Below are 24,306 nucleotides of genomic sequence, written 5' to 3' on the forward strand. Positions count from 1 at the left end.
GCGCCCCGATGACCGCCACGACCACCACCCTGCTCGGCGAGGACCAGCTCGCCCTCGTCGAGACCACCCTCGACTTCGCCGAGGAACATCTCGCCCCGCACGCCCTCGCCTGGGACCAGGACAAGCACTTCCCGGTCGACGTGCTGCGCAAGGCCGCGGACCTCGGGCTCGGCGGCGTCTACGTCGACGAGGCCGCGGGCGGCTCCGGCCTGACCCGCTCCGACGGCGTCCTCGTCTTCGAGGCCCTCGCCTCCGGCTGCCCCTCCGTCGCGGGCTATCTGTCCATCCACAACATGGTCGCCTGGATGATCGACCACTACGGCGACCGCGCCCAGCGCGCCCGCTGGCTGGGGCCGCTCACCTCCATGGACCGGCTCGGCAGCTACTGCCTCACCGAGCCGGGGGCCGGTTCGGACGCCGCCGCGCTGAGCACCCGCGCCGAGCGCGACGGCGACGCGTACGTCCTCACCGGCGTCAAGCAGTTCATCTCCGGCGCGGGCGCCGCGCACGTGTACGTGGTGATGGCCCGCACCGGCGGCGGCGGACCCGACGGCGTGTCCGCGTTCGTCGTCGAACGCGACGACCCCGGCCTGTCCTTCGGCGCGAACGAGAAGAAGATGGGCTGGAACGCGCAGCCCACCCGGCAGGTCCTCCTCGACGGCGTGCGCGTCCCCGCCGACCGGCTGCTCGGCGGCGAGGGCAACGGCTTCCGCATCGCCATGAACGCCCTGAACGGCGGCCGCCTCGGCATCGCCGCCTGCTCCCTCGGCGGCGCCCGCAGCGCCCTCGACCGCAGCCTCGTCCACCTCGCGGACCGGGAGGCGTTCGGCGCCCCGCTGCTCGACGCCCAGGCGCTGCGCTTCGAGCTCGCCGACATGGCGACCGAGCTGGCGGCGGCCCGCGCCCTGGTCCGGCAGGCCGCGCAGGCCCTCGACCAGGGCGACCCGCAGGCACCGCAGCTGTGCGCCATGGCCAAGCGGTTCGCCACCGACACCGGCCACTCCGTCGCCGACCGCGCCCTCCAACTCCACGGCGGCTACGGCTATCTGACGGAGTACGGCATCGAGAAGCTGGTCCGCGACCTGCGCGTGCACCGCATCCTGGAAGGAACCAACGAGATCATGCGTCTGATCGTGGCCCGCGGCCTCACGGGGGCGCTGCGATGACCGACGACCCCGTCCTGATCCGCACCGAGGGACGCGCCGGCCACCTCACCCTCAACCGGCCGCGCGCCCTGAACGCCCTGACCCACGCCATGGTCCGCGCCGTCGACGCGGCGCTGACCGCCTGGGCGGCGGACCCGGCCGTCCAGACCGTCGTCCTCACCGGCGCGGGCGACCGCGGCCTGTGCGCGGGCGGCGACATCCGGCAGATCCACGAGGACGCGCGCACCGGCGGCGGGGCGTCCGCGGACTTCTGGCGCGACGAGTACCGCCTGAACGCCCGCATCGCCCGCTACCCCAAGCCCTACGTCGCCGTGATGGACGGCATCGTGATGGGCGGCGGCGTCGGCATCGCCGCCCACGGCAGCGTCCGCGTCGTCACCGAGCGCTCCCGGATCGCGATGCCGGAGACCGGCATCGGCTTCGTGCCCGACGTCGGCGGCACCTATCTGCTCGGCCTCGCGCCCGGCGAACTCGGCACCCACCTGGCCCTCACCGGCGAGCCCGTGGGCGCGCGGGACGCCCTCCTGTGCGGCCTCGCCGACCACTTCGTCCCTTCGGCCGACCTGCCGCGGCTCGTCGCGGACCTCGCCACCCAGCCGGTGCGCGACGTCCTCGCCCGGTACGTGACCGAGGCACCGGCCGGGACGCTCGCCGGGCACCGGGAGTGGATCGACGCCTGCTACCCGGCCGCCACGGTCGAGGAGATCGTCGACCGGCTCCAGGCCCACGGCGCACCCGCCGCGAAGGAGGCCGCCGAGACCCTGCTCGGCAAGTCGCCCACCGCCCTCAAGGTCACCCTCAGGGCGCTGCGCCGCGCCCGCGGGCTCGGCCCCCTCGAACGGGTCCTGGAGCAGGAGTACCGCGTGTCGTGCGCGGCCCTCGGCTCCGCCGACCTCGTCGAGGGCATCCGCGCCCAGGTCATCGACAAGGACCGGGCCCCGCGCTGGTCCCCGGCCACGCTCGCCGAGGTCACCGGCGCCGACGTGGACCGCTACTTCCTGCCGCTCGGCGCGCGCGACCTCGTGCTCGGCGGCGGCGAACCCGCACAGGAGGAGCCGTGGTGAACTCCGCAGCACAGGACCGGGCGGGCGGCGCCGTCGCCTTCGTGGGCCTCGGCCACATGGGCGGTCCCATGGCCGCCAACCTCGTCCGGGCCGGACACCGCGTCGTGGGCCACGACCTGGCGCCCCAGGCACTCGCCGCCGCCGTGGCCGCGGGGGTCGAGGCCGCCCCTTCGGCGGTGGCCGCCGTGGCCGGGGCGGACGTCGTCCTCACCATGCTCCCCGCGGGCCGGCACGTCCTCTCCCTCTACGAGGACGAGGGCCTGCTCGGCGCGGCCCGGCCCGGCACGCTGTTCGTGGACTGCTCCACGATCGACGTCGCCGACGCCCGCGCCGCCCACGCGGCGGCCGCCGCCGCGGGGCACGCCGCCGTCGACGCCCCGGTCTCCGGCGGCGTCGTGGGCGCGGAGGCGGGCACGCTCACCTTCATGGTCGGCGGTACCGAGGCGGACGTGGCCCGCGCCGAGCCGCTCCTCGCCGTGATGGGCAAGAAGGCCGTGCACTGCGGGGCCGCGGGCGCCGGGCAGGCCGCGAAGATCTGCAACAACATGATCCTCGGCATCTCGATGATCGCCGTGAGCGAGGCCTTCGTCCTCGGGGAGAGCCTCGGCCTGTCCCACCAGGCCCTGTACGACGTGGCGTCCACGGCGTCCGGCCAGTGCTGGGCGCTCACCACCAACTGCCCCGTGCCGGGCCCGGTTCCCGGCTCGCCCGCCAACCGCGACTACCGCCCCGGCTTCGCCGCCCCCCTGATGGCCAAGGACCTGGGCCTGGCCGCCGCCGCGATCAGCGCGGGCGGGGTGCGCGCCGAACTGGGCCTGCGCGCGGCGGCGATGTACCGGGACTTCGCCCAAGGGCCCGGAGCCGAGCGGGACTTCTCCGGGATCGTCGAGACCGTCAGGAATCCGGAAGGACAGACGCATGAGTGAACCCGTGGACACCCCCGCCACGGCGGGAGCCACCAGGGCTTACGACACCATCCTCGTCGACCCGGCGGCGGGCCCGCGCACGGCCCTGCTCACCCTCGACCGGCCCGAGGCGCTCAACGCCCTCAACCTCCAGCTCATGCGGGAGGTCGTCGCGGCGGCCGAGGAGCTCGACCGGTCCCCGGACGTCGGCTGCATCGTCCTGACCGGGTCCGCGAAGGCGTTCGCCGCGGGCGCCGACATCAAGGAGATGCGGCCGCGCGGCTACCTGGACATGTACCTCAGCGACTGGTTCACCGCCTGGGACCGGCTCGCCCGGCTGCGCACGCCGACGGTCGCGGCCGTGTCCGGCTACGCCCTCGGCGGCGGCTGTGAACTCGCCATGCTCTGCGACGTCCTGCTCGCCTCCGACACCGCGGTGTTCGGACAGCCCGAGATCAAGCTCGGGGTGATCCCCGGCATCGGCGGCTCCCAGCGCCTCACCCGCGCCGTCGGCAAGGCCAAGGCCATGGAGCTGTGTCTGACCGGCCGCACCATGGACGCCGCCGAGGCCGAACGCGCGGGGCTCGTCTCCCGGGTCGTGCCCGCCGCCGACCTGCTCGCCGAGGCCCTGGCGGTCGCCGAGACCGTGGCGGGCATGTCGCTGCCCGTCGCGATGATGGCCAAGGAAGCGGTGAACCGCGCCTTCGAGACCACCCTCACGGAAGGCGTCCGCTTCGAACGCAGGCTGTTCCACGCGGTGTTCGCCGTCGCGGACCAGAAGGAAGGGATGGACGCGTTCGTGGAGAAGCGGGCGCCGGTGTTCCGGCATCGGTAGGGCTTCACCAAGGTGGCCGCGACGGGCCCGTCGGTTGTCCGCGGGTCCGTCGCGGCTGGGCGCGCCCGCGCGGCGGAGCCGCCTGGGAACACACGGTCCCGCGCCCCCTTCGGGGCGCTAGCGCCCCGCCAGCCAGTCCACCACCGCCGCGGCCGAGAACTCCGCCTGCCCGCCCCGCACCAGGAACTCCGCCGCGGCGAACGCCGGATCGTCCGCCTGCGCGGGAACGTAGGGGATCGCGACGCAGCGCATGCCCGCGGCCCGGGCGGCCAGAGCGCCCGGCACCGCGTCCTCCAGGACCACGCAGCGCGCGGGCTCGGCGCCGAGCAGCTCCGCGGCGGCCAGGAAGACGTCCGGCGCGGGCTTGCCGTGCGCGACCTCGTCGGCCGACACGTACGTCTTGAGCCACGCGTCGAGACCCGTGCCCTCCAGGATCGCCCCGATCGCGGCGCGCGAGGAACCGGAGGCCACCGCCATCGGCACCCCCGCCTCGTGCAGCAGCTCCACGAACGCCGCCATCTGCGGGTACACGCGCGTGGCCGTGCGGGCCAGCTCCAGATAGCGCCGGTTCTTGTCCGCGAGCAGCTCGGGGAGCGGGGTGCTCAGGCCGTACGTGTCCTTCCAGTCGGCCAGGGTCTCCTGTGTGGAGATGCCCACGTACCGCTCGTGGTCCTGCCAGGTGAAGTCCGTGACCCCCTGCTCGGCGAGCAGCTGCCGTCCCGCTTCGAAGTAGTTGGGCTCGCTGTCCACGAGGGTGCCGTCGAGATCGAAGATGACCGAGATGTCGTTCAGGGCGCTCATGCCCTCAGCATGCCAACAACGCGATCAAGCCGAAGTGGCCGCCGTCACCTCTCCCGGGGCTCGTGGGTTTCCCTCGGCTCCTTGACCGCAGCCCTGCCCACCGACTCGACGAGCGGCAGGAGCCGGTGCGGCACGCGTTCGCGCAGCGCCATCTCCGTACGGGTGCGCACCACGCCCGGCAGCTGGATCAGCCGCTGGATGACGTCCTCCAGGTGCCCGTTGTCGCGGGCGGCCACCCGGGTCAGCAGATCGCCGCCGCCGGTGATGGAGAAGGCCTCGATGATCTCCGGCACGGCGGCCAGGGCGTCCCCGACCTCGTCCAGATGTCCCTGCGTGACCTCGATGTGCACGAAGGCGAGCACCGGGTGGCCCAGGGCGGCGGGGGACAGGAAGGGCCCCGTGCCCGTGATCACCCCGTCGCGCTCCATGCGGTCGAGGCGCGCCTGGAGCGTCCCGCGCGCGATGCCGAGCACACGCGCGTACTCCCGCACGCTCGTCCGCGGCTGCTCCAGGAGCAGCCGCAGGATACGGGTGTCCAGCTCGTCGACCGCCATGGGCCCTTGGCCTCCTCGGTACGCGGAGTGATCGCGGCCGACTGTACCAATGGCCCAGTGCCTTGGCCCCACCGAGCACCAGGGCTGCCCCCGGCCGCCGCTTGCGGACCGGTACGCCGATCGGCTCTTGGCCGGGGTGGCCCCTCGGCTTCCGCGCCGGGCACCGGTGTCATGGAGCCATGGCCACGACCGACCGCCCCGCGGGCGTCCCGGAACCCGTCCCGTACCGCCTGAAGCGGATGCTCCTTGGTCCGCCTCTGGTCACCGCGCGCATCCGCAAGGAGAAGCTCGACAACCGCACCGCGCTCGGGGTGCTCGCCTCGGACTGCGTGAGCTCGTCGGCGTACGGCAGCGAGGAGATACTGCGCGTCCTCGTCCCCGTCGTCGGTGCGGCCGCCTTCACCCTGCTGATGCCGGTGACCGGGGCGATCCTGCTGATCCTCGTGCTCCTGACGCTGTGCTACTGCGACGTCGTCATGATCTACACGCGGGCGGGCGGTTCGTACGTCGTGGCCCGGGAGAACTTCGGGCCCGACGTGGCGCAGATCGCGGCGGTCGCGCTGCTCGTCGACTACGTCGTCACGGTCGCCGTACAGGTGTCGGCGGGCACCAACGCGCTCATCTCGCTGGCGCACCTGGTCGGCAACGGCTGGACCGGCCTTGACCACTTCCAGGTGCCGTTCAGCGTCGGCGTGATCCTGCTGCTCGCGTACGGCAATCTGCGCGGGCTCAAGGAGGCCGGACGGGTCTTCGCCGTGCCCGCGTACCTGTTCATGGCGGCGGTCGGCCTGATGCTCCTGGTCGGGATGGTCCGCTGGGCGCTCGGGGAACTGCCGCACGCCGACGTGCGCGCGGCGGGCGCGGTGCCGCTGGGCGAGGCGGGCGACGGCTGGCTGTACGGAGCCTCGCTGTTCATGGTGTCGCGCGCGTTCGCCAACGGCGGCTCCTCGCTCACCGGGCTCGAAGCGATCTCCAACGGCATCTCCGTGTTCCGCGAGCCCCAGGGCGTCAACGCCCGCCGCACCCTCATCGCGATGAGCTGTGCGCTCGGCGTCCTCGTGCTCGGGATCTCCTGGCTCGCCCACCTCACCCACGCGCTGCCCTACACCGACGGCACCCCCACGGTGATCGCGCAGGAGGCCCATCTCGTCTTCGGCGGCGGCTGGGCGGGGACGGCGGGCCTGGTCTTCGTCCAGCTGGCCACCGCCCTGATCCTCTACACCGGGGCGAACACGCCGTTCACCGGCTTCCCCCATCTGGCGAGCTTCGTCGCCGAGGACCGCTTCCTGCCACGCCAGCTCACCCGCCGCGGCCACCGGCTGGTCTTCTCCAACGGCATCATCAGCCTGGCGACGGTCTCCCTGGCCCTGCTGCTCGTGACCAACGCCAACGTGGACAAGCTGGTCGCGCTCTACGCGATCGGCGTGTTCACCGCCTTCACCATGGCGGGAGCCGGGCTGACCGCCTACCACCTGCGGCGACGCGAGCCCGGCCGCCTCTGGAAGATCGCTGTCAACGCGAGCGCCGCCGTGGTGTCGGCGGCCGTCGTGCTCATCTTCGCCGTCACCAAGTTCACCGAGGGCGCCTGGCTGGTCGTCGTGGTCTTCCCGCTCGGCGTGTGGGTGCTCATCCGCATCAACCGCGAGTACCGGGCCGAGGCGGAGGCCCTGGAGGCGCTGCCGCCCGCGGAGGAGAGCGACCGGCCGCGCTGGCGACGGCACGTGGTGCAGATCCTGGTCGACGCCTTCGACCCGGCCGTCTTCCAGGCGCTGCGGTACGCCCACGAGATCCGCCCGGACGAGGTGCGGGCCGTGCACGTCGCCGTCGACGGGCCGCGCGCGCAACGGCTCGCGGCGCGCTGGACGCAGAGCGAGGCCACGGACGTGCCGCTGGAGGTCGTCGACTGCCAGGACCGCCGTCTGGAGCGGGCCCTGATCGACCACGCGGCTGCCACGACGGCGGACGGCGACACGGCGCTGACCCTGCTCATCCCGCACCGGGCCTACCGCACCACCCTCGGCAGGCTGCTGCACCACGGCGGCGGCGAACACCTCGCCCACGCCCTGGAGGGCCTGCCGTCGGTGGCCGTCACGGTGCTGCCGTACGCCGTCCCGGTGCGGGGCAAGCGCCGCTGACCTGCGGACATGATGGCCCGATGGCCCGTTCGCGGCGGAATATGAGGACGTCAAAGTATGCCAATGGCCCAGTGGATCACGGTCAGGTTGAGCCAACGGGCCTGTTGATGATGTGATGTACCCGTCGATGGCGCTGCGGATTCCGCGGCGCCTTTTTCATGCGGGCGTATCTGCGCGGATCCGGGCAGGTGCGGGAAGGAGTACACACGCTGGTGCTGAAGAGAGCGTTCGTCGCGCCCGACCCGGGGCTGCTGCGCCTGCGCAGCGCGAGCCGGGCCGTGCTCGGCATCGGAGCGGCCGTGGCCCTGTGCGGCCTGGTCGGGCACTCACTCGTCGCGGCCATCATCGGCGGTCTCGCCGCGCTGCTCGCGCTCTTCACGGTCCTGGACCCGACGGTGCGCGGCCAGGCGGGGACCACGGCGCTGCTGCCCGTCGTCGGCCTCCCCGTGCTCGCTCTCGCGGCCACGCTGCACGACTACCCGCTGGTGCGGGACGTGGCGTTCCTCGCCGTCACGGGCCTCGGCGTGTACGCGCGCCGGTGGGGGCCCCGCGGGCACTCGCTCGGCGTGTTCGCGTTCATGATGTTCTTCGCGGCGCAGTTCCTGCACGCGCGCACCGGCCAGCTCCCCGAGCTGTTCGCGGCCATCCTGCTGTCCGTGTGCGCGGCCGCCGCCGTCCGGTTCGGCGTGTGGTGCTACGAACGCGGCCTGCCGCCCGCGACGGTGCCCGCGCCCCTGGCGGCCACCGGGCTCGCCCGGACCACCACCCGACAGGCGGTCCAGGCCACCGCGGGCGCGGCCTTCGCGCTCGCCCTGGGGCAGATGCTGTCCCAGGAGCGCTGGTACTGGGCGGTCGGCGCCACCTGGTGGGTGTTCGTGAACACCACCTCGCGCGGCGAGACGCTGGTGCGCGGCTTCCGCCGGTTCCTGGGGACCGCGCTCGGGATCGCGCTCGGCTTCGTCCTGGCCGTGCCGCTGCACACGGAGCCGGTCGCCGCCGCCGTGATCGTCGCGGTCTGCGTCTTCGGGATCTTCTACACCGCCGCCGTCTCGTACACGTGGATGATGCTCGCGGTCACCGTGATGGCGAGCATGCTCTACGGCCTCCTCGGCGTGCTCGACCCGGCGCTGCTCGCCCTGCGGGTCGGCGAGACCGCCGTCGGTGCCCTCGGCGCCGCGCTCGCGGTCCTGCTGGTGCTGCCCGTCACCACCCACGCCGTCACCGACGGCTGGATCCAGCGGGCGCTGCGCTGCGTCCACGCCTGCACCGCTGAGGCCGCGGCGCGGCTGCGCGGCACGGCGGATGCCGACCCGGCCCCGCACGTCGCCGAGTTGGAGGCGCTCCTCGGCCGGGTGCGGCTCTCGCTCGCGCCGCTGCTGCACCCGCTCAACCCGCTGCTCGCCCGCAAGGAGCGGGCGCGCCGGGTCCTGGCCCTCCTGGACGACTGCGCGCGCGAGGTCCGCGGCCTGGCGGCCATCGCCGCCGACGCGGAGGCCTCGCACGACGACCGCCTCACCGCCGCGTGCTGGCGCGTGGAGGCCGCCGTGGAGGCGCTGACCGCGCCCGGGGCCGCGACGGGGCGCGGGGCCGACGCCGCGGCCCCGGCCCACACCGGGGTCGTGGAAGGCGCGCTCGCCCACGTGCACGGCCTGGAGCAGGCCCTGGCGCAGCTCGCCGAGCCGCTGCAGGCCCCGGGGCGGGCGCGGCTGAGCGGCGGCTGAGCCCGCCCGTCCCGGGGCCGGGCCCCGGCGCCCGGTCAGGAGTCGAGCGCGTCCCGGACGTCGCGGAGGTCGACGAACTTGAAACCGGTGGCGTCGCGCCCGCCGTCCTCGGGGGTGGCCTGGCCGTCCTGGACGACCAGCAGGCCGCGGGGGTACGCGCGGCCCAGCGGCGCGTTGAGCACGGCCGCCCCGTCGCACTCCTCGGAGCCGTCGCGGCCGCCGGGCCCCGCCGTCACCCGGAAGCCGCCCTCGTACGCGTGGCGGCCGGACGCCTCGCGGTCGAAGGCGGCGAAGGTGTCGTCGCCCTGGCTCGACGCCAGCAGATGGCCGTCGCCGTCCCGCTCGGTGAGCAGGGTGAGGCCCTCGACGTCCGCCGCGAGGCGCTTGCCGCCGTAGCCGGGGTCGGCCCCCGCCACGCACTCCTCGGTCCGCTCGTCGTACGTGCCGGGGACGCCGTACTCGCGCACCTTCTCCTGGAGCCGGGGCGTGCCGGTCAGATCGGCGCGCAGCCGCCAGATGCCGACGTCCTCCTGGCCCGCGAAGAGGGTGCCGTTCGCGGGGTCGACCACCATGCCCTCGACCTGCGGCCCCTCGCCCGGCTCGGCGCACGGGGACCAGGACGAGCCGTCCGGCAGCCGGAAGGAGGCGGGCAGCGAGAGGGTGCGGACCGTGCGGTAGCCCACCTTGCCGCCCGGCGCCGCGGTCAGTTCGAGCAGCGCGAGGGCGGTGCGCTCGCGCCGGCTGACCACGGCGTACGAGCGGCCCGTGGCGTGGTCGGTCCAGGTCGCGAGGCCGTACGCGGTGCGCTGTTCGTTGGCCTCGGCCTGGGACGCGGAGAACACGCGGGGCGCGGCCGGGTCGGTGACGTCGGTGAGCGGACCGCCGGGGCGGTCGCGGTCGACGCGGTAGATCCGCAGCCGGTCGCTGCCGCGGTCACTGACCACCGCGACGTCGGCACGGCCCGACGGGAGGCCGAGCCCGTGCACCAGGTCGACGTTGTTGAAGCGGCCGGGCGCGTCGCCGGGGCCCGGCGCGGCGGGCGCGGGGACCGACTGCACCTCGCGGGCGTCCAGGTCGTAGACCCGCAGGCCGCCCTCCTTGGCGGTGGCGATCACGAGGCTGCGCGCCGGGTCGGCCGGGTTGCGCCAGATGGCCGGGTCGTCGGCGTCGGCGTTGCCGCCCGCCTCGTCGTCGTACAGGGCGGGGGTCTCGGCGCGCGGGATGATCCCGGGCAGCGCGGCGCGGGCTTCCGCGGCGGGCGCCGCGGTCAGCGTGGTGAGGGCGGCGAGGGTCAGGGCCAGACCGGCGGACGCGACGCGCGTTCTGCTGGAGATGTCCACGAGGGGTTCCTCGGGTTCCTTCGGGTCGGGGGCGGCGGGACGGGGCGCGGTACGGGCGTCAGGACAGCTTCCCGTCGTAGTCGGGGAGCTTGAACGTCCGCTCCGCGTGGCCGCCCACCAGGTCGGACTCGCGGTTGCCGACGTTCGCGATGATCGTGTAGCCCTTGGCCTCGATGTCGGCGCGGCTGCGCGTCTTGTAGGCGCTGACCTCGTCGAAGAGGTCGGGCAGCGCGCGCACGTAGAGGCCGTTGACGGGGTAGCCCCGCGTCGTCAGGTTGGCCTGGGTGACGCTCTTGATGATGCCGGGCCGCGCGGTCACGAAGAACACGGAGACACCGCGCGACGCGGCGTAGCCGGCGAGTTCGAGGGACGGCTTCACGGCCGGGGTGGGCAGCTGCCACCAGGGGTGGAAGTCCGTCTCCAGGGTGGTGTTGTCGATGTCGAAGACGACCGCGAGCTTCTGCCCCGCGGCGTCCGCGGTGCGCTGCTTCACATACGGCAGGGCCCGGTCGACGACGGCGCGCACGTCCCGCTGCCAGGTCGCGTAGTCGACGTCGGCCGTCCGGGCCGCCACCGCTCCGACGGGAGCGCTCGGCGCCGCGTGCGCCGAGGCGGCGGTCGTCGCCGTCGCCCCCAGGCCCACCGCCACGACCACCGCTGCCGTACCGATCCGCTGACGCACACCGCGTCGTCCCATTCCGGTTTCCCCTCTGCTGTTGTTCTCTGGTGCTCGACATGTCCGTGGTGCTCGGCGCGGCGCCGTGCGCCGCGGATGTCATGGTCACGGTGGGGGATGGAGGGCAGGCGGACATCTGGTTACCGGCTGGTAGAGGATTCCTGGCGGCCGGGGTGCCGTCCGCCCTCTACTGGTCCAGACCAGCTGCTACCGTCGGCCCCACGCGTGCCACTCGGCACGCGACGGCTTGGGGAACGCGTCCCGGTGGGCACGAGGTGCGACGCCGGCGCGGAGAGGGGCGAGCAGTGGGCGACAGGCAGGTACGGCGGGCGTACGTCGGGTCCTTCACGGCGGCGGGCGGGCCCGGTGTCGTCAGTGCGGCGGTCGACCCCGACAGCGGGGCGCTGACCGTGCTCGCGGCCACGGACGCGGTGCCCGACCCCTCCTACCTCGCTCTCGCGCCCGGCGCGGACACCCTGTACGCGGTGAGCGAGACCTCCGACGGCGCCCTCGCCGCCTTCCGTGTCCCCGGTGGCGGATCGGCCGGATCCGGCGGCTCGGGGGAGCCCGGGGACCGCCCCGAACTGCTCGCCAGGCCCGTGCCCGTGCAGGGTGACGCGCCCACGCACCTCACGCTGCACGACGGCCACCTCATCGCCGCCAACTACGGTTCCGGCAGTCTCACCGCCGTCCCCGTCCACGCCGACGGAAGCCTCGCCCCCGCCCCGGCGGCCGTCCTGCGCCACGAGGGCTCGGGGCCCCATCCGCAGCGCCAGCAGGCCCCGCACGCCCACCAGGTCCTCGCCGACCCGAGCGGCCGCTGGGTGGTGAGCGTCGACCTCGGCACCGACTCCGTGCGCGTGTGCGCCCTGGGCGGCGACGGGCGGCTCACCCTGCACCGGGAGATCGCGCTCCGGCCCGGCTCAGGACCGCGCCACCTGGCCTTCCACCCGCGCGGCGAGCGCGCGTACGTCCTCAACGAACTCGCGCCGACCCTCACCGTCTGCGCCTGGGACGCCGCCGACGGCAACCTGAAGCCGCTGGGCGAGACGCCGGTCCTCACCGGGGCGCCGGACGGCGATGCCTACCCCTCCGCGATCGTCGTCGCGCCCGACGGCCGCTTCCTGTGGACGGCCACGCGCGGTGAGGACGTCCTGTCCGTCTTCGCCCTCGACCCGCGGGGTGACACCGCGCGGCTCACCGCCACCGTCCCGTGCGACGGCCACTGGCCCCGCGACCTGGCCCTCGACCCCTCCGGGCGCTTCCTGTACGCGGCCAACGAGCGCTCCGGCGACGTCACCTGGTTCACCGTCGACCCGGCCACCGGGCTGCCGCGGCGCGCGGGCGCGGTGGCCGTTCCCGCGGCCTCCTGCGTGGTCTTCGGCTGAGTCCGCCCGCGGCCGCGCCACTGCGTCCGCCCGTGGCCGCGCAGTGCCTTGCCGCAGTACGCCGATGGGTCCGCCACCCCAGTCCCGGGGTGCGGGCCCATCGGCATCACGGAGCGAGCGCCGGTCAGCGCACCGGCGCGCCCGACGGCCGCGGGGCGATGCCCAGCGCCGTGGTGTACTGCGACAGGGCCAGCTTGCCGATCGCCGGGTAGGCGCCGAGCGCCCCGGCCACGGCGCAGCCCGCGTCCTGCGCCGCCGCGTCGAGCAGGCGCGCGTCGACCTCGGGGCCGATCAGGTACGGGGCGAGCGCGAGCTGAGCCGAACCCGCGCCGCGCAGCTGCTGGGCGGTCGCCGCCACGGAGCCCTCCACGTCCAGGGCCGCGGCCATCACCGGCACCGCGAGGCGCGCCGCGAGCAGCATGCCGGTGATCCCGGCGGCCTGCACGGCCTCCTCGCCGCCGACCGTGGCCAGGACGATGCCGTCCGCCGCGGTGGCCACCGTGAAGAGGCGGGCGCGGTCGGCGCGGGCCAGACCGGCCTCGGACAGGCGCACGTGCAGGGCCTCGGCGAGCAGCGGGTGCGGGCCGAGCACATCGGTCAGCTCGGCGGCGGCGCGGCTGTCCGCCACGGCCTGCCGGAGGCGGTGCGTCAGCGCGCCGTCGGGGCCCGCGAGCAGCGGCACGACGACGGCGTCGGCGCCCTCGGGCTCCTTGGCCTCGACCCCGGCGGCCAGCGCCTGCTCGTAGCGGGCGACACGCTGGGCGGCGGTGTGCGCGAGGACGGCCCGGAGCGTGGGGAACTCGGCGGAGCCGGAGTCCTCCCCGTCGACGTAGCCGATCCGCACGTCCAGGCCGGGCAGCTCGGAGCGCGCGATGCTGGCGACCTCTTCGGCGAGGCCGCGCGCGGTGGTGCTGGGGACGCCGGGGACGGCGAGGACGAGCGCGGGCGCGCCCTCGGGAGCCGCGACGGGCTCCGGGCGTCGGTGCCGGCCCGGCTGGCGGGGGCGCGGCATTCGTACAGGCAGGCCGGATGCGGGCCCAGTGGGGGAGCTCATGGCGCCGCATGCTACTGGCTCGTGGGGCTTCCCTGTTCGGGGAGGGTGCAGGTCAGAGGCATTAGTCCGCTTTGTCGTACGGATATGTCGGAGAGTGCGGACGTCACCCTTCCGGTAGTTCGGAAGTCATCATTCCGGTTGACGCGCGTCCGGGGCCGCGGCCGCGGGCCCGTTGCCGGGCACGCACCAGCCGTGCTCGCCGCCCAGCACGCGTCGTCACGTGCCCGCCGTCACGGAAGCGTTGTCACGTACGTGCTGTCACGAACGCCCTGTCACGGAAGCGTCGTCACCCGCAACAGCTGAGGATCGTGCGGCAGCTTGAGGGTGTCACGGGCGAGGTCGGCGGCGATGCGGACGGCGCCGTCGAGGGGGTCGCCCGCGGCGGGGACGCGTCGGGCGTGCGGAAGACGCGTCGTCAGTTCCGCCTCCAGAGGGACCAGGAGGGTGTCGCCGAGCTTCAGCAGGCCGCCCGTGAGGGCGACTTCGCAGTCCCCGGAGGCCGGGCACGCCGCGGCCGCGGCGTCGGCGATGTGCCCGGCCGCCGCGCGCAGCACACCGACGGCCACGGGATCTCCCTCCGCCGCGCACCGGCCCACGTCGGGGGCGAACGAGGCGAGCACCGCGGGCCGGTCCGGCCGCGGATACAACAGCCCCGGCAGCCCGGAGAGGGGTGCGCCGAACCGCGCCTCGGCGCACGCCCGCAGCGCGGCCGAACCGCCGCGCCGCCCGTCGAAGGACCGCAGGGCCGCCTCCAGGCCCGCCCGCCCGATCCATGCCCCGCCGCCGCAGTCGCCGAGCAGATGGCCCCAGCCGTCCGCGCGCCGCCAGGCCGTCAGGTCCGTGCCCGTCGCGATGAGGCCGGTGCCCGCGGCGACGACCGCGCCGGGCCGCTGGCCCAGCGCACCCGCGTACGCGGTGACGGCGTCCGCGGCGAGCGCCACCCGGCGCACCCCGAACAGCTCCGCGAGCGCGGCCGGCAGCCGGTCGCGCAGCTCGTCGCCGAGCGACGCCATTCCGGCCGCGCCCACCGCGACGGCTGCCGGCCGCGCCCCGTCGCCCGCCTCGGCGAGCAACTCCCGGGCCATCGGCTCCAGTTGGGCGATGAGGTGCGCGGCGTCGATGCCGCGCGGCCCCGTCCGTACCGGCTCCTTGGAACTCCTCGGTGCCGGGCGGCGGGCCCCGTCCGCGACGCCGAGCGCCGCGCGCAGGCCGGAGCCGCCCGAGTCCACACCGAGGACGACCGTCACGGCAGCCGCCAGTCCACCGGCTGCGCGCCCTGCCGCACCAGCAGGTCGTTGGCCCGGCTGAACGGCCGCGAGCCGAAGAAGCCCCGGTCCGCCGACATCGGCGACGGGTGCGAGGACTCCACCGAGGGCAACTGGCCGAGCAGCGGCCGCAGATTGCGCGCGTCCCGCCCCCACAGGATCGACACCAGCGGACGGCCACGCGCCGCGAGGGCCCGGATGGCCTGCTCGGTGACGTCCTCCCAGCCCTTGCCGCGGTGCGCACCCGGCTTGCGCGGAGCCGTCGTGAGGGCCCTGTTGAGCAGCAGCACGCCCTGCTGGGTCCACGGCGTCAGATCACCGTTGGACGGCTGGGGCAGCCCCAGGTCGGTGTTCAGCTCCCGGTAGATGTTGATCAGACTGCCGGGCAGCGGTCTGACATCAGGCGCCACCGAGAACGACAGCCCCACCGCGTGCCCGGGGGTGGGATAGGGATCCTGGCCGACGATCAGGACACGCACCTCGTCGAACGGCTGCTGGAAGGCGCGCAGCACGTTCGCCCCGGAGGGCAGATAGGTGCGTCCCGCGCCGATCTCGGCGCGGAGGAAGTCACCCATGGAGGCGATCTGTTCGGCCACCGGCTCCAGGGCCTTCGCCCAGCCGGCTTCGACGATTTCATGCAAGGGTCGTGGTGCCACGGAGCGTCACTCTACTGCCGTACACGCGGGCCCGTTCACCCGGCGGCCCGCGCTCCCCGCCGGGGCCGGAGGCCGGGGCGCCGGGCCCGGCAGGGCTGTCGCGGTCAGCCGCGCCAGGGCCGGGGGCGGGGGAGCCAGCCGGGGACGGCCCCGCGGTAGCGCTCGTACTCCGCGCCGTGGGCGCGCAGCAGCGCGGGCTCCTCGTACCAGCGGGCGAAGGCGCCCATGACCGCGGCCGCGACCAGCGCGTAGCCCAGCAGGACCGGCCGGGCGAGCAGCAGGCCCTGCCCGGCGATGGTGGTCACCACCGCGGCGTACATGGGGTTGCGCACGTGCCGGTACAGGCCGCCCACGACCAGGTGCTCGGTCGGTGCGACCGGTGCCGGGGTGCCGAGGCCCTCGGTCACGAACCGCGCGAAGGCGTGGACGAGCACTACCGCCCCGGCCGCGAGCGCGACCCCGCCGAGCACCCGCACCGGCAGCCACCAGTGACCGGCCTGCCAGCGCGTCAGCCACCACGGCACGAGGACGGCCACCGTGCCCGGGGCGAGCGCCATGAACACCGAACTGCCCATCGCCGCAGCGGACTTGCGCATGCCGCCAGTATGCGCGCCTCACCGGCCGGGGGGAGCCCCCGTCACGCGAGCACGGCGGCGCGCACACAGAGCACGTCCGGGAGGTGGGTGATGAGCTCCTGCCAGGTGTCGCCGTCGTCCGCCGACGCGTACACCTCGCCGTTGCGGTTGCCGAAGTACAGGCCCGCCGGGTCCGCGCCGTCGGTGCACAGGGCGTCGCGCAGCACCGTGCCGTAGTGGTCGCCGCGGGGCAGGCCCTCGCTCAGCGGCTCCCAGCTCTTGCCCGCGTCCTGGGTGCGGTAGACGCGACAGCGGTGGTCCGCCGGGACGCGGTCCGCGTCGGCGGTGATCGGGAAGACGTACGCGGTGTCGGCGCGGTGCGGGTGCGCGACCGTCGCGAAGCCGAAGTCCGACGGCAGGCCCTCGCCGATGTCGGTCCAGTGGGTGCCCGCGTCATCGCTGCGGTACACCCCCCAGTGGTTCTGCAGATAGAGCCGGTCGGGGTCGACGGCGTCCTTCGTCACCTTGTGGACGCACTGGCCGAACTGCGGGTGCGGGTCCGGCAGGAACACCGCGGAGACGCCCGAGTTCGCCGGATCCCAGCTCGCGCCGCCGTCCCGGGTGCGGAAGACGCCCGCCGCCGACACCGCGACCGTCACCGCGTCCTTGTCACGGGCGTCCGTCAGGATGGTGTGCAGGCCCTCGCCGCCGCCCCCCGGCTGCCACTGCGAGCGCGTCGGATGCTCCCACAGCGGGCGGACCAGGGAGAAGCTCTCGCCGCGGTCCTCCGAGCGGTACAGCGCGGCGGGCTCCGTGCCCGCGTACACCACGTCGGGCTCCGCCTCGGCGGGGTGCAGCTGCCACACCCGCTCCAGGGAGGCGCCGGTGTCCTGCGGGAACTTCACCGCGGGCCGCGACGGTTCGGTCCAGGTGCGGCCCAGGTCGTCGGAGTGGAACACCGACGGGCCCCAGTGGGAGCTGTCGCCGCCCACCAGGAGGCGGGGCGTGGCGGTGCGGGTGTCGATGGCGATCGAATAGATCGCCTGGGCGTTGAAGTACGGCGCCTCGTCGAACCGCCACGCGCCGGCGGACCGGCGGGCGATGAAGAGGCCTTTGCGGGTGCCGATGGTGAGCAGGACGTCAGCCATGCCTCGCACCTTTCCGGACGTCGTTGTCTCAGGTACGGCTCAGTCTGCACCCGGGCACTGACAATCTCCCCTGGACGGCGTGTCCGCGCAGGTCAGGGCGGTTCCGCCCGGTTCCGGGGCGCGTCGTGCGCCCGGCCTCAGGCGCCGGCTCGGCCGCCGGTTCCGCGCAGCTTCCCGGCCACCTCCGCGATCGCCTCCGGGCCCACCCGGCAGCAGCCGCCGATCAGCCGCGCCCCCGCCTCCCGCCACCGCGACACCTGGGCGGCGGTGAAGCGGGACGGGCCCCGCCAGGAGCGGGTGCGGGCGTCCCAGGTCTCGCCGGAGTTGGGGTAGACCACCACCGGTTTGCCGGTGACGCGGGCGGCCAGGGACACGGCCGCGTCCGCGTCGCGCGGGTCGCAGCAGTTGACGCCCACGGCCAGGACCTCGTCGGCGTCCGCGGCCAGGGCGAAGGCCTCGGCCAGGGGCTGGCCCGCGCGCGTGCGGGTGCCGACGACGCTGTACGAGAGCCAGGCGGGCACGCCGAGGCCGCGGGCCGCGCGGAGCAGCGCGCGGGCCTCGTCGGTGTCCGGGACCGTCTCCAGGGCCAGGACGTCCGGCGCGGCGCCGGAGAGCACCTCCAGGCGGGGCCGGTGGAAGCGCTCCAGGTCGGCCACGCTCAGGCCGTAGCCGCCGCGGTACTCCGAGCCGTCGGCGAGCATCGCCCCGTAGGGCCCCGCCGACGCGGCGACCCACAGCGGGCGGCGCGCGCCGGTGCGGGCCGCGGCCTCGCGGGCCAGCGTCACGCTCAGGCGGAGCAGCTCGGCCGTGCTGACGGCGTCGATGCCGTGCCGCGCGAAGCCCTCGAAGGTGGCCTGGTAGCTCGCCGTGATCACGACGTCGGCGCCCGCCTCGTAGTACGCGCGGTGCGCCGCCCGCACCGCGTCCGGACGCTCGGCGAGCAGCCGCGCCGACCACAGGTCGTCGGACAGCTCGTGCCCGGCGGCGGCCAGCTGGTTGGACAGGCCGCCGTCGAGCACCAGCGGGCCGCGCGCGAGGGCCGCCGCCAGGCTCGTCGGTCCGCCTCCCGCACCCGCCCCCGTACTCACTGCCTCGTTCATACGGTCGACGCTAGCCGAGGAGCGGTAAGAGGGAAGTGACAGGCGACCTGATGGCCCGCGCCGTTCGGCGTGGTGACCGGTGGTTCCACGGTGGCGCACACGTCCTGGGCGAGCGGGCAGCGGGTGCGGAAGCGGCAGCCGGACGGGGGCTGCGCCGCCGACGGGGTCTCGCCGGTCAGCGGGGAGCGCGCGGCCGTGGCGGCCTGCGGGTCGGGGACGTTCACCGTGTCGAGCAGGCCGCTCGTGTAGGGGTGCAGGGGGTGCGCGTACACGCGCTCCGCGGGTCCCGACTCCACCAGCTTGCCCAGGTACATGACGCCGACGGTGTCGGCGAGGTGGCGGATCACCGCCAGGTCGTGGGAGATGAACAGGTACGTCAGGCCGCGCTCGCGCTGTAGGTCCCGCATCAGGTTGAGGATCTGCGCCTGCACGGAGACGTCGAGGGCCGAGACCGGCTCGTCGGCGACGACCAGGTCGGGGGAGAGGGTGAGCGCGCGGGCCAGGCCGAGGCGCTGGCGCTGGCCGCCGGAGAACTCGTGCGGGTAGCGGTGCACGGCGCCGCGCGGCAGGCCGACCGCGTCGAGGAGCGCGCCCACCAGCTCCTCCTGGTCGGCGCGGCCGCCGACGCGCTGGATGACGAGCGGCTCGCGCAGGATCTCGCCGACGCGCATGCGCGGGTCCATCGCGGCCGTGGAGTCCTGGAACATCAGCTGGACGCGGCGCCGGTGCGCGCGCCGCTCGGCGCGGGACAGGGCGGCGAGGTCCCGGCCGTCGAAGCGGACCGTGCCCGCCGTCGGCTCCTCCAGGCCCGCGACGATCCGGCCGAGCGTCGTCTTGCCGCACCCGGACTCGCCGACCACGCCGTACGTCTCGCCCCTGCGGACGGTCAGACAGACGCCGCCGACCGCGCTGACCGTGCCCCGGCGCCGGGCGAACGGGCCGCCGGGAAGGGGGAAGTCCTTGGTGAGCGCGTCGAGTTCGAGCAGGGCGCCGCCCGGCTCCGCGGCCACCGCCGGGGCAGGAGCGAGCAGTTCCGCGGCGGGTGCCTCCTCGTCGTGCGGTACGGGGTGGAAGCAGGCGAACCGGTGCTCGGGACCCTGGAGTTCGTCGTCCACCGGCTCCGGTGCGCGCGTGTGGCACAGGTCCGTCGCGAAGGCGCAGCGCGGCGCGAACCGGCAGCCCCGCGGCCGGGTCGTCAGGCTCGGTGGCAGGCCGGGGATGGTGTGCAGTTCCGTGCCGCTGCCCGCGGCGCGCTCGGGCAGGGCGGCGAACAGCGCCTCGGTGTAGCGGTGGCGCGGGCGCGCGAACAGGCCCCGTACGTCGGACTGTTCGGCGACCTTGCCCGCGTACATCACCGCGACGCGGTCCACGCGGCTCGCGATGACGCCCAGGTCGTGGGTGACGAGGATCATCGCCATGCCGAGCGTGCGGCGCAGGTCGTCCACCAGCTCCAGGATCTGGGCCTGCGTGGTCACGTCGAGCGCCGTCGTCGGCTCGTCGGCGATCAGCAGTCTGGGCTCGCACACCAGGGCCATGGCGATCGCCACGCGCTGGCGCATGCCGCCGGACAGCTGGTGGGGATAGGCCTTCATGCGCTCGGCAGGCTGGGGCATGCCGACGAGGCGCAGCATCTCCTCGGCGCGCGTCCACGCCTCCTTGCGGCCGGTGCCGGGGCGGTGCAGGAGCAGCGGCTCGGCGACCTGCGCGCCGATCGTCATCGTGGGGTTGAGCGAGGTCAGCGGGTCCTGGAAGATCATCCCGATGGTGTTGCCGCGTACGTCCTGGAGCACCGGCGCGGGCGCGGCGGCCAGGTCCCGGCCCGCGAACAGGACGCGGCCGCCGGTGATGCGGCCGCCGGGCGGCAGCAGCCCGAGGACGCTCAGCGCGGTCATGGTCTTCCCGCAGCCCGACTCCCCGACGATGCCGAGGGATTCGCCGGGCGCGAGATCGAGCGAGACGCCGTCGAGGGCGTGCACGGTGCGGTCGCGCGCCTCGATGTCGACGCACAGGTCCTCGATGCGCAGCAGCGGCTCGGCCGTGGACCGAGGCGTGGAGGTGTCGTGAGCCATGTCGCTTCGTCCCTACTTCCGCAGCCGTACGTCGAAGGCGTCCCGCAGTCCGTCACCGATGAAGTTGAACGCGGCGACGACCAGCACGATCGCGATGCCCGGCGGGAAGATCAGCCACCAGTAGCCGTTCTGCGTGTACGTGATCCCGGCGGACAGCATCGAGCCCCAGTCGGCCGACGGCGGCGGGATGCTCAGACCGAGGAACGCCAGATAGCTGACGTAGAGGATGGCGTCGGCGATCTGGAACGTGCAGTTGACGATGACGGTGCCGATCGCGTTCGGCACGATGTGCTTGAAGACCGCCCGCGCGCCCCCGCCGCCCATCATCCGCATGGCCTGGACGTACTCCCGGTCACGCAGCGACAGCGCCTCGCCGCGCACCAGACGGGCCGGGGACAGCCAGGCGACGGCGGCGATGACGAGGACGAGCACGCCCTTGCTCGGCGTGATGATCGCGGCGACCACGACGAGCAGGAACATCGCGGGGATGGCGAGCGCCGCGTCCGTGATCCGCATCAGGGCGGCGTCCACCCAGCCGCCGAAGTAGCCGGACACCGCGCCGTACACGGTCCCGAAGAGCGTCGCGAGGAGCCCCGCCGCCAGGCCGATCTCCAGCGAGGTCTGCCCGGCCACCATCAGCCGGCCCACCATGTCGTAGCCCAGGTCGGTGGTGCCGAGCAGGTGTCCGTCGGTGCCGGGGGAGAGGTTGGCCCGTGACAGGTCGGTGTGGGTCTGCTCGGTGTCGTACAGGAGCGGGCCGAGGTAGCTGAACGCGAGGAGCAGGGCAAGCAGGACCACACCCGTCAGGGCGAGCTTGTTGCCGGTGAAGACGCGCAGGGTGCGGCGGGCGAGCGAGGGCGTCGCGAGCGCGGCCTCCTCGTTGCCCGGAGCGGTCCCGGGAGCCGGGACGGGGGCCGTCGTGGTGGTCATGCCACGCTCCGAATCCGGGGGTCGAGTACGGCGTACAGGACGTCGGTGAGCAGGGAGCCGACGACGGTGGCGATGCCGACGACGAGCGTCACGCCGAGCAGCACGGGGAAGTCCGAGCCCTGGGCGGCGTTCCAGAACAGCAGCCCCATGCCCGGGTAGTTGAACATCGACTCGACCACGAGGGCGCCGCTGAACAGGGTCGGCAGATACAGGCCGAGGAGGGTGGCCAGGGGGATCAGCGCGTTGCGCAGCACGTGCCGGACGAGCACGCGGCGGCTCGACTGCCCCTTGGCCATGGCCGTGCGGACGTAGTCCTCGGTGAGGTTGTCCAGGACCGCCGAGCGCATGTAGCGGCTGAACATCGCCACGATGCCGAACGCCATCGTCACCACCGGGAGCACGAGCCCGGTGAAGTCCCCGAGCAGGTCGCCGATCGACTCGCCCTGCGGCGCCTCCGCCGGGAAGACCGGCAGGACCTGCGCGAACACGATGATCATGACGAGGCCGAGGAAGAACACGGGCGTGGCGTACAGCAGGAACGCCAGACCGGTGAGCGCGTAGTCGGACGCCTTGCCGCGCCGCACCGCCTGGAGCAGGCCCAGCGGGATCGCGATGACGACGGCGAGCGCGGTGGACAGGACCGTCAGGAGCAGCGTCTTGGGCAGCCGCTGCTTCAGCAGGTCGAGGACGGGTGAGTTGAGCTTGTAGGAGTCGCCCAGGTCGCCGGTGAACAGGCGCTTGAGGTACATGCCGTACTGCGTGGGCAGCGAACGGTCGTAGCCCTGCTGGTGGTTGAAGTCCTGGATCTGCTGGGGGGTGCCCTTGGGGCCCAGGATGGCGCGTGCGGGGCCGCCGGGCAGCTGGTGAAGGAGGACGAACACGATGATCGACACCAGGAAGAGCACGACGAGCGCCTGGAGGAGGCGCTTGACCAGAAAGCCGGTCACTTGTCGGCTCCCTTCTTCTTGACGTAGTACCAGTCCTGCGGGGCGAAGGTGACCGTGGGGTTCTGCTCGATGCCCCGCAGGTCGTTGCGGATCACCGACACCTGGTACGCGGGGTTGGGCATCCACATGACGGGGAGCTGCTCGGCGAGGTACTCGCCGTAGGCGTGCACGGCCTTCATGTCCGGCGCGTACTGCACGGCGCGGATGACGCGGTCGGCCCGCTCGTCGCTGTAGTTGCCGAAGTTGGCGGACGCCCCCGTGGAGAACAGCTGCTCGCCGCTGGGGTTGAGCGGGTAGTACCAGCTGCCCGCCGTGCCGAAGAACGACATGTCCCAGTCGCAGCCGGGGTCCTTGGCCGTGCACGGCACGGAGTTGCCGAGGACGGAGTTGAGCGGCTGCTGGCGCACCGTCAGCTCGATGCCCGCCTTGGACAGGGACGACTTGAGCTCCTGCATCATGTTCGTCGTCTCCGTGGAGCCGGACTGGGACAGGAGCGTCAGCTTCAGAGGCGTGTCCTTCGCGATGCCCGGGCCGCACTCGTCGGGGCCCGTGCCGGGGCGGGCGCAGCGCGCGGTGCCGCCGTCGTCGCGCCAGCCGTGGGCCCGCAGGAGCGAAACGGCCTTGGCCACCGAGAACGGGTACCGGTCGCGCTCCATCGCGGGTGACAGGTACTGGCTCTTCGGGGTGACCGGCACCGGGCCGAGCGTCGGCGTGGCGCTGCCCTGCCAGATGACCTCGCTCATCGCCTTCTGGTCGACGAGGTGCTGCATGGCCTGGCGCACGTACAGCCGGCGCAGGAGCGGTCCCGCGTGCGTGGAGTTGAAGTTGTAGACGATGTACGTGGCCGCCCAGCCCTCCCAGGGGTCGACGCGGTAGCCCCGGTCCTCGAACTTCTCCTTCTGCGCCATCACCGAGGGCGGGATGTAGCCGTAGTCGACGCCCCCGGAGCGCAGCACGTTGTACTCGGAGTCGGCGGTGGTGAAGGGTTTGAAGACGACTTTGTCCAGGTGCGGGCGCTGGGACCGCGGGCCGCTGAACTTCTCGTTGGGCACGATGGTGACCTGGCCGTTGTCGCGCCAGCCCGCGAGCCTCCAGGGCCCGTTGACGGTCTTCCACAGCGGGTCGCTGCCGTACGAACCGAGGCTCTTGGCGTGCCGGGTGAGCCGGGCGAAGACCGCCTTGGCGCCCTTCGCCGTCCGGTCGAAGTCGCCGGTCCTGCCGCCGTCGGTGGTGGCGCTCCAGGCGTGCTGGGGCAGTGCCCGCATCAGCGTGAGCTGGTTGGCCGTGAACCAGTCCGGGTTGTAGGCGCGGCTCAGGCGCAGCCGCACGGTGTGCGCGTCGAGCGTCTCGAACCGCTTGACGTTGTCGGGCATCGTGCCGACCGAGTAGTTGCCCCAGGAGGCCTTGTTGGCCTTGACGAGGTTGAACCAGAACTCCAGGTCGCGTGCTGTCACCGGCCTGCCGTCGGACCACTTCACGCCCTTGCGCAGCGGCACGGTGACGGTCCTGTTGCCGTCGCTGTACGTCGGCTCCAGGCCCAGGGTGCTCGGCCCGTGCGTGGTCAGCTCGCCCTTGTGCCGGTCCTGCACGGCGTCGTACACCGGCATGAAGAGCAGGCTCTGGATGCCGTAGTTGTACGAGCCGCCGTAGCCGGGCGCGCCGATCGGGAAGATCCAGTTGGGCGTCGCGGCCGGGGGCAGGGCCATCGTCGCGGTACCGCCCTCGACCGGGGTGCCGCCGGTCGGGCCCATGTCGACGCGGGCGCCGTCGCGGGTGCAGCCGGTGAGGGCCGCGAGCACGAGGCCCGCGGCCACGGCCGCCTTGAGTGCACGCATGGTTCGGGGCCTCCAGGAGCTGCCGGGACCGGATCCGCACGTTTGAGCGGTGGGAGGGCCGCACGCTAGGCCTGAGGAGAAAAGCAAGTCAAGAGCTTCGTTCGGCAAAGACCGCGAAAAGCCGGACAGGGCTGGCTGTTTC

At 74.0% G+C, this 24,306-nt stretch carries 21 protein-coding genes; 7 read left to right on the forward strand and 14 right to left on the reverse strand.

Annotation, left to right across the window (positions count from 1 at the left end; all coding sequences use genetic code 11):
* Positions 1–8: 8 nt before the first annotated feature.
* Genes C9F11_RS36995 through C9F11_RS37010 form a run of 4 tightly spaced genes read left to right on the forward strand, consistent with a single transcriptional unit; the run spans position 9 to position 3,970 of the window.
* A complete protein-coding gene (locus C9F11_RS36995) occupies positions 9–1,166 on the forward strand; it encodes an acyl-CoA dehydrogenase family protein (RefSeq protein ID WP_138963986.1) in 1,158 nt (385 codons plus the stop codon).
* Entirely contained in the window at positions 1,163–2,230 is a 1,068-nt protein-coding gene (locus C9F11_RS37000; protein ID WP_138963988.1) for an enoyl-CoA hydratase/isomerase family protein, read from the forward strand. The genes C9F11_RS36995 and C9F11_RS37000 overlap by 4 nt, the downstream gene beginning before the upstream one ends.
* Entirely contained in the window at positions 2,227–3,156 is a 930-nt protein-coding gene (mmsB, locus tag C9F11_RS37005) for a 3-hydroxyisobutyrate dehydrogenase (protein ID WP_269078111.1), read from the forward strand. Before C9F11_RS37000 ends, mmsB begins: the two co-directional genes overlap by 4 nt.
* Positions 3,149–3,970, forward strand: coding sequence for an enoyl-CoA hydratase (locus tag C9F11_RS37010; RefSeq protein WP_138963990.1), 822 nt, complete (start codon positions 3,149–3,151; stop codon positions 3,968–3,970). The genes mmsB and C9F11_RS37010 overlap by 8 nt, the downstream gene beginning before the upstream one ends.
* Before the next feature lie 117 nt (positions 3,971–4,087).
* Here C9F11_RS37010 and C9F11_RS37015 read toward each other — a convergent pair whose 3' ends face one another.
* A complete protein-coding gene (locus C9F11_RS37015) occupies positions 4,088–4,771 on the reverse strand; it encodes an HAD family phosphatase (RefSeq protein ID WP_138963992.1) in 684 nt (227 codons plus the stop codon).
* Between the two features lie 44 nt (positions 4,772–4,815).
* Positions 4,816–5,325 carry an Lrp/AsnC family transcriptional regulator gene (locus C9F11_RS37020; protein WP_138963994.1) on the reverse strand — a complete coding sequence of 170 codons (510 nt, stop codon included), beginning with the start codon at positions 5,323–5,325 and terminating at the stop codon, positions 4,816–4,818.
* Between the two features lie 179 nt (positions 5,326–5,504).
* Here C9F11_RS37020 and C9F11_RS37025 point away from each other — a divergent pair, with 179 nt between their 5' ends.
* Together C9F11_RS37025 and C9F11_RS37030 are read left to right on the forward strand one after the other, a co-directional pair.
* Positions 5,505–7,460: an APC family permease gene (locus C9F11_RS37025; RefSeq protein ID WP_138963996.1), complete on the forward strand. Its 1,956-nt coding sequence runs from the start codon at positions 5,505–5,507 to the stop codon at positions 7,458–7,460.
* 212 nt (positions 7,461–7,672) lie between these two features.
* On the forward strand, positions 7,673–9,181 hold the full coding sequence (locus C9F11_RS37030; RefSeq protein ID WP_138963998.1) for an FUSC family protein: 1,509 nt from the start codon (positions 7,673–7,675) through the stop codon (positions 9,179–9,181).
* A 35-nt stretch (positions 9,182–9,216) separates the two neighbouring features.
* On the opposite strand, the gene C9F11_RS37035 is transcribed toward C9F11_RS37030, so the two are convergent.
* Both C9F11_RS37035 and C9F11_RS37040 read right to left on the reverse strand, forming a co-directional pair.
* Positions 9,217–10,452 (reverse strand): phytase, encoded by a 1,236-nt coding sequence (locus tag C9F11_RS37035; RefSeq protein ID WP_249402269.1) that lies wholly within the window; start codon positions 10,450–10,452, stop codon positions 9,217–9,219.
* 127 nt (positions 10,453–10,579) lie between these two features.
* On the reverse strand, positions 10,580–11,218 hold the full coding sequence (locus C9F11_RS37040; RefSeq protein WP_138964000.1) for an HAD family acid phosphatase: 639 nt from the start codon (positions 11,216–11,218) through the stop codon (positions 10,580–10,582).
* 284 nt (positions 11,219–11,502) lie between these two features.
* On the opposite strand from C9F11_RS37040, the gene C9F11_RS37045 reads away from it, so the two are divergent.
* Complete coding sequence (locus C9F11_RS37045; RefSeq protein ID WP_249402041.1) at positions 11,503–12,585, forward strand: lactonase family protein; 1,083 nt, start codon at positions 11,503–11,505, stop codon at positions 12,583–12,585.
* Positions 12,586–12,709: 124 nt separating this feature from the next.
* On the opposite strand, the gene C9F11_RS37050 is transcribed toward C9F11_RS37045, so the two are convergent.
* The 10 genes from C9F11_RS37050 to C9F11_RS37095 form a co-directional block, all read right to left on the reverse strand.
* Positions 12,710–13,639: a hypothetical protein gene (locus C9F11_RS37050; RefSeq protein WP_138964002.1), complete on the reverse strand. Its 930-nt coding sequence runs from the start codon at positions 13,637–13,639 to the stop codon at positions 12,710–12,712.
* Positions 13,640–13,911: 272 nt separating this feature from the next.
* Positions 13,912–14,886 carry a BadF/BadG/BcrA/BcrD ATPase family protein gene (locus C9F11_RS37055; protein WP_249402042.1) on the reverse strand — a complete coding sequence of 325 codons (975 nt, stop codon included), beginning with the start codon at positions 14,884–14,886 and terminating at the stop codon, positions 13,912–13,914.
* Positions 14,883–15,560: a uracil-DNA glycosylase gene (locus C9F11_RS37060; protein ID WP_138964004.1), complete on the reverse strand. Its 678-nt coding sequence runs from the start codon at positions 15,558–15,560 to the stop codon at positions 14,883–14,885. The genes C9F11_RS37055 and C9F11_RS37060 overlap by 4 nt, the downstream gene beginning before the upstream one ends.
* Positions 15,561–15,664: 104 nt before the next feature.
* Positions 15,665–16,156, reverse strand: coding sequence for an isoprenylcysteine carboxylmethyltransferase family protein (locus tag C9F11_RS37065; RefSeq protein WP_138964006.1), 492 nt, complete (start codon positions 16,154–16,156; stop codon positions 15,665–15,667).
* A gap of 41 nt (positions 16,157–16,197) precedes the next feature.
* Entirely contained in the window at positions 16,198–17,283 is a 1,086-nt protein-coding gene (locus tag C9F11_RS37070) for an exo-alpha-sialidase (RefSeq protein ID WP_138964007.1), read from the reverse strand.
* A gap of 137 nt (positions 17,284–17,420) precedes the next feature.
* Complete coding sequence (mmuM, locus tag C9F11_RS37075; protein ID WP_138964009.1) at positions 17,421–18,383, reverse strand: homocysteine S-methyltransferase; 963 nt, start codon at positions 18,381–18,383, stop codon at positions 17,421–17,423.
* Positions 18,380–20,452, reverse strand: coding sequence for an ABC transporter ATP-binding protein (locus C9F11_RS37080; RefSeq protein WP_138964011.1), 2,073 nt, complete (start codon positions 20,450–20,452; stop codon positions 18,380–18,382). The genes mmuM and C9F11_RS37080 overlap by 4 nt, the downstream gene beginning before the upstream one ends.
* Positions 20,453–20,464: 12 nt before the next feature.
* On the reverse strand, positions 20,465–21,382 hold the full coding sequence (locus tag C9F11_RS37085) for an ABC transporter permease (protein WP_138964013.1): 918 nt from the start codon (positions 21,380–21,382) through the stop codon (positions 20,465–20,467).
* Positions 21,379–22,329 (reverse strand): ABC transporter permease, encoded by a 951-nt coding sequence (locus C9F11_RS37090; protein ID WP_138964015.1) that lies wholly within the window; start codon positions 22,327–22,329, stop codon positions 21,379–21,381. The genes C9F11_RS37085 and C9F11_RS37090 overlap by 4 nt, the downstream gene beginning before the upstream one ends.
* Positions 22,326–24,164 carry a peptide ABC transporter substrate-binding protein gene (locus C9F11_RS37095; RefSeq protein WP_138964017.1) on the reverse strand — a complete coding sequence of 613 codons (1,839 nt, stop codon included), beginning with the start codon at positions 24,162–24,164 and terminating at the stop codon, positions 22,326–22,328. The genes C9F11_RS37090 and C9F11_RS37095 overlap by 4 nt, the downstream gene beginning before the upstream one ends.
* Between the last annotated feature and the right edge of the window lie 142 nt (positions 24,165–24,306).

It is taken from the genome of Streptomyces sp. YIM 121038 (assembly GCF_006088715.1).
Taxonomy (GTDB): Bacteria; Actinomycetota; Actinomycetes; order Streptomycetales; family Streptomycetaceae; genus Streptomyces.

Bases quoted from the DNA above. Each gene is read 5' to 3' on its own strand.
- C9F11_RS36995 (WP_138963986.1), top strand. From the start codon at position 9: ATGACCGCCACGACCACCACCCTGCTCGGCGAGGACCAGCTCGCCCTC.
- C9F11_RS37000 (WP_138963988.1), top strand. From the start codon at position 1,163: ATGACCGACGACCCCGTCCTGATCCGCACCGAGGGACGCGCCGGCCAC.
- C9F11_RS37010 (WP_138963990.1), top strand. From the start codon at position 3,149: ATGAGTGAACCCGTGGACACCCCCGCCACGGCGGGAGCCACCAGGGCT.
- C9F11_RS37015 (WP_138963992.1), bottom strand. From the start codon at position 4,771: ATGAGCGCCCTGAACGACATCTCGGTCATCTTCGATCTCGACGGCACC.
- C9F11_RS37020 (WP_138963994.1), bottom strand. From the start codon at position 5,325: ATGGCGGTCGACGAGCTGGACACCCGTATCCTGCGGCTGCTCCTGGAG.
- C9F11_RS37025 (WP_138963996.1), top strand. From the start codon at position 5,505: ATGGCCACGACCGACCGCCCCGCGGGCGTCCCGGAACCCGTCCCGTAC.
- C9F11_RS37040 (WP_138964000.1), bottom strand. From the start codon at position 11,218: ATGGGACGACGCGGTGTGCGTCAGCGGATCGGTACGGCAGCGGTGGTC.
- C9F11_RS37050 (WP_138964002.1), bottom strand. From the start codon at position 13,639: ATGAGCTCCCCCACTGGGCCCGCATCCGGCCTGCCTGTACGAATGCCG.
- C9F11_RS37065 (WP_138964006.1), bottom strand. From the start codon at position 16,156: ATGCGCAAGTCCGCTGCGGCGATGGGCAGTTCGGTGTTCATGGCGCTC.
- C9F11_RS37070 (WP_138964007.1), bottom strand. From the start codon at position 17,283: ATGGCTGACGTCCTGCTCACCATCGGCACCCGCAAAGGCCTCTTCATC.
- mmuM (WP_138964009.1), bottom strand. From the start codon at position 18,383: ATGAACGAGGCAGTGAGTACGGGGGCGGGTGCGGGAGGCGGACCGACG.
- C9F11_RS37080 (WP_138964011.1), bottom strand. From the start codon at position 20,452: ATGGCTCACGACACCTCCACGCCTCGGTCCACGGCCGAGCCGCTGCTG.
- C9F11_RS37085 (WP_138964013.1), bottom strand. From the start codon at position 21,382: ATGACCACCACGACGGCCCCCGTCCCGGCTCCCGGGACCGCTCCGGGC.
- C9F11_RS37095 (WP_138964017.1), bottom strand. From the start codon at position 24,164: ATGCGTGCACTCAAGGCGGCCGTGGCCGCGGGCCTCGTGCTCGCGGCC.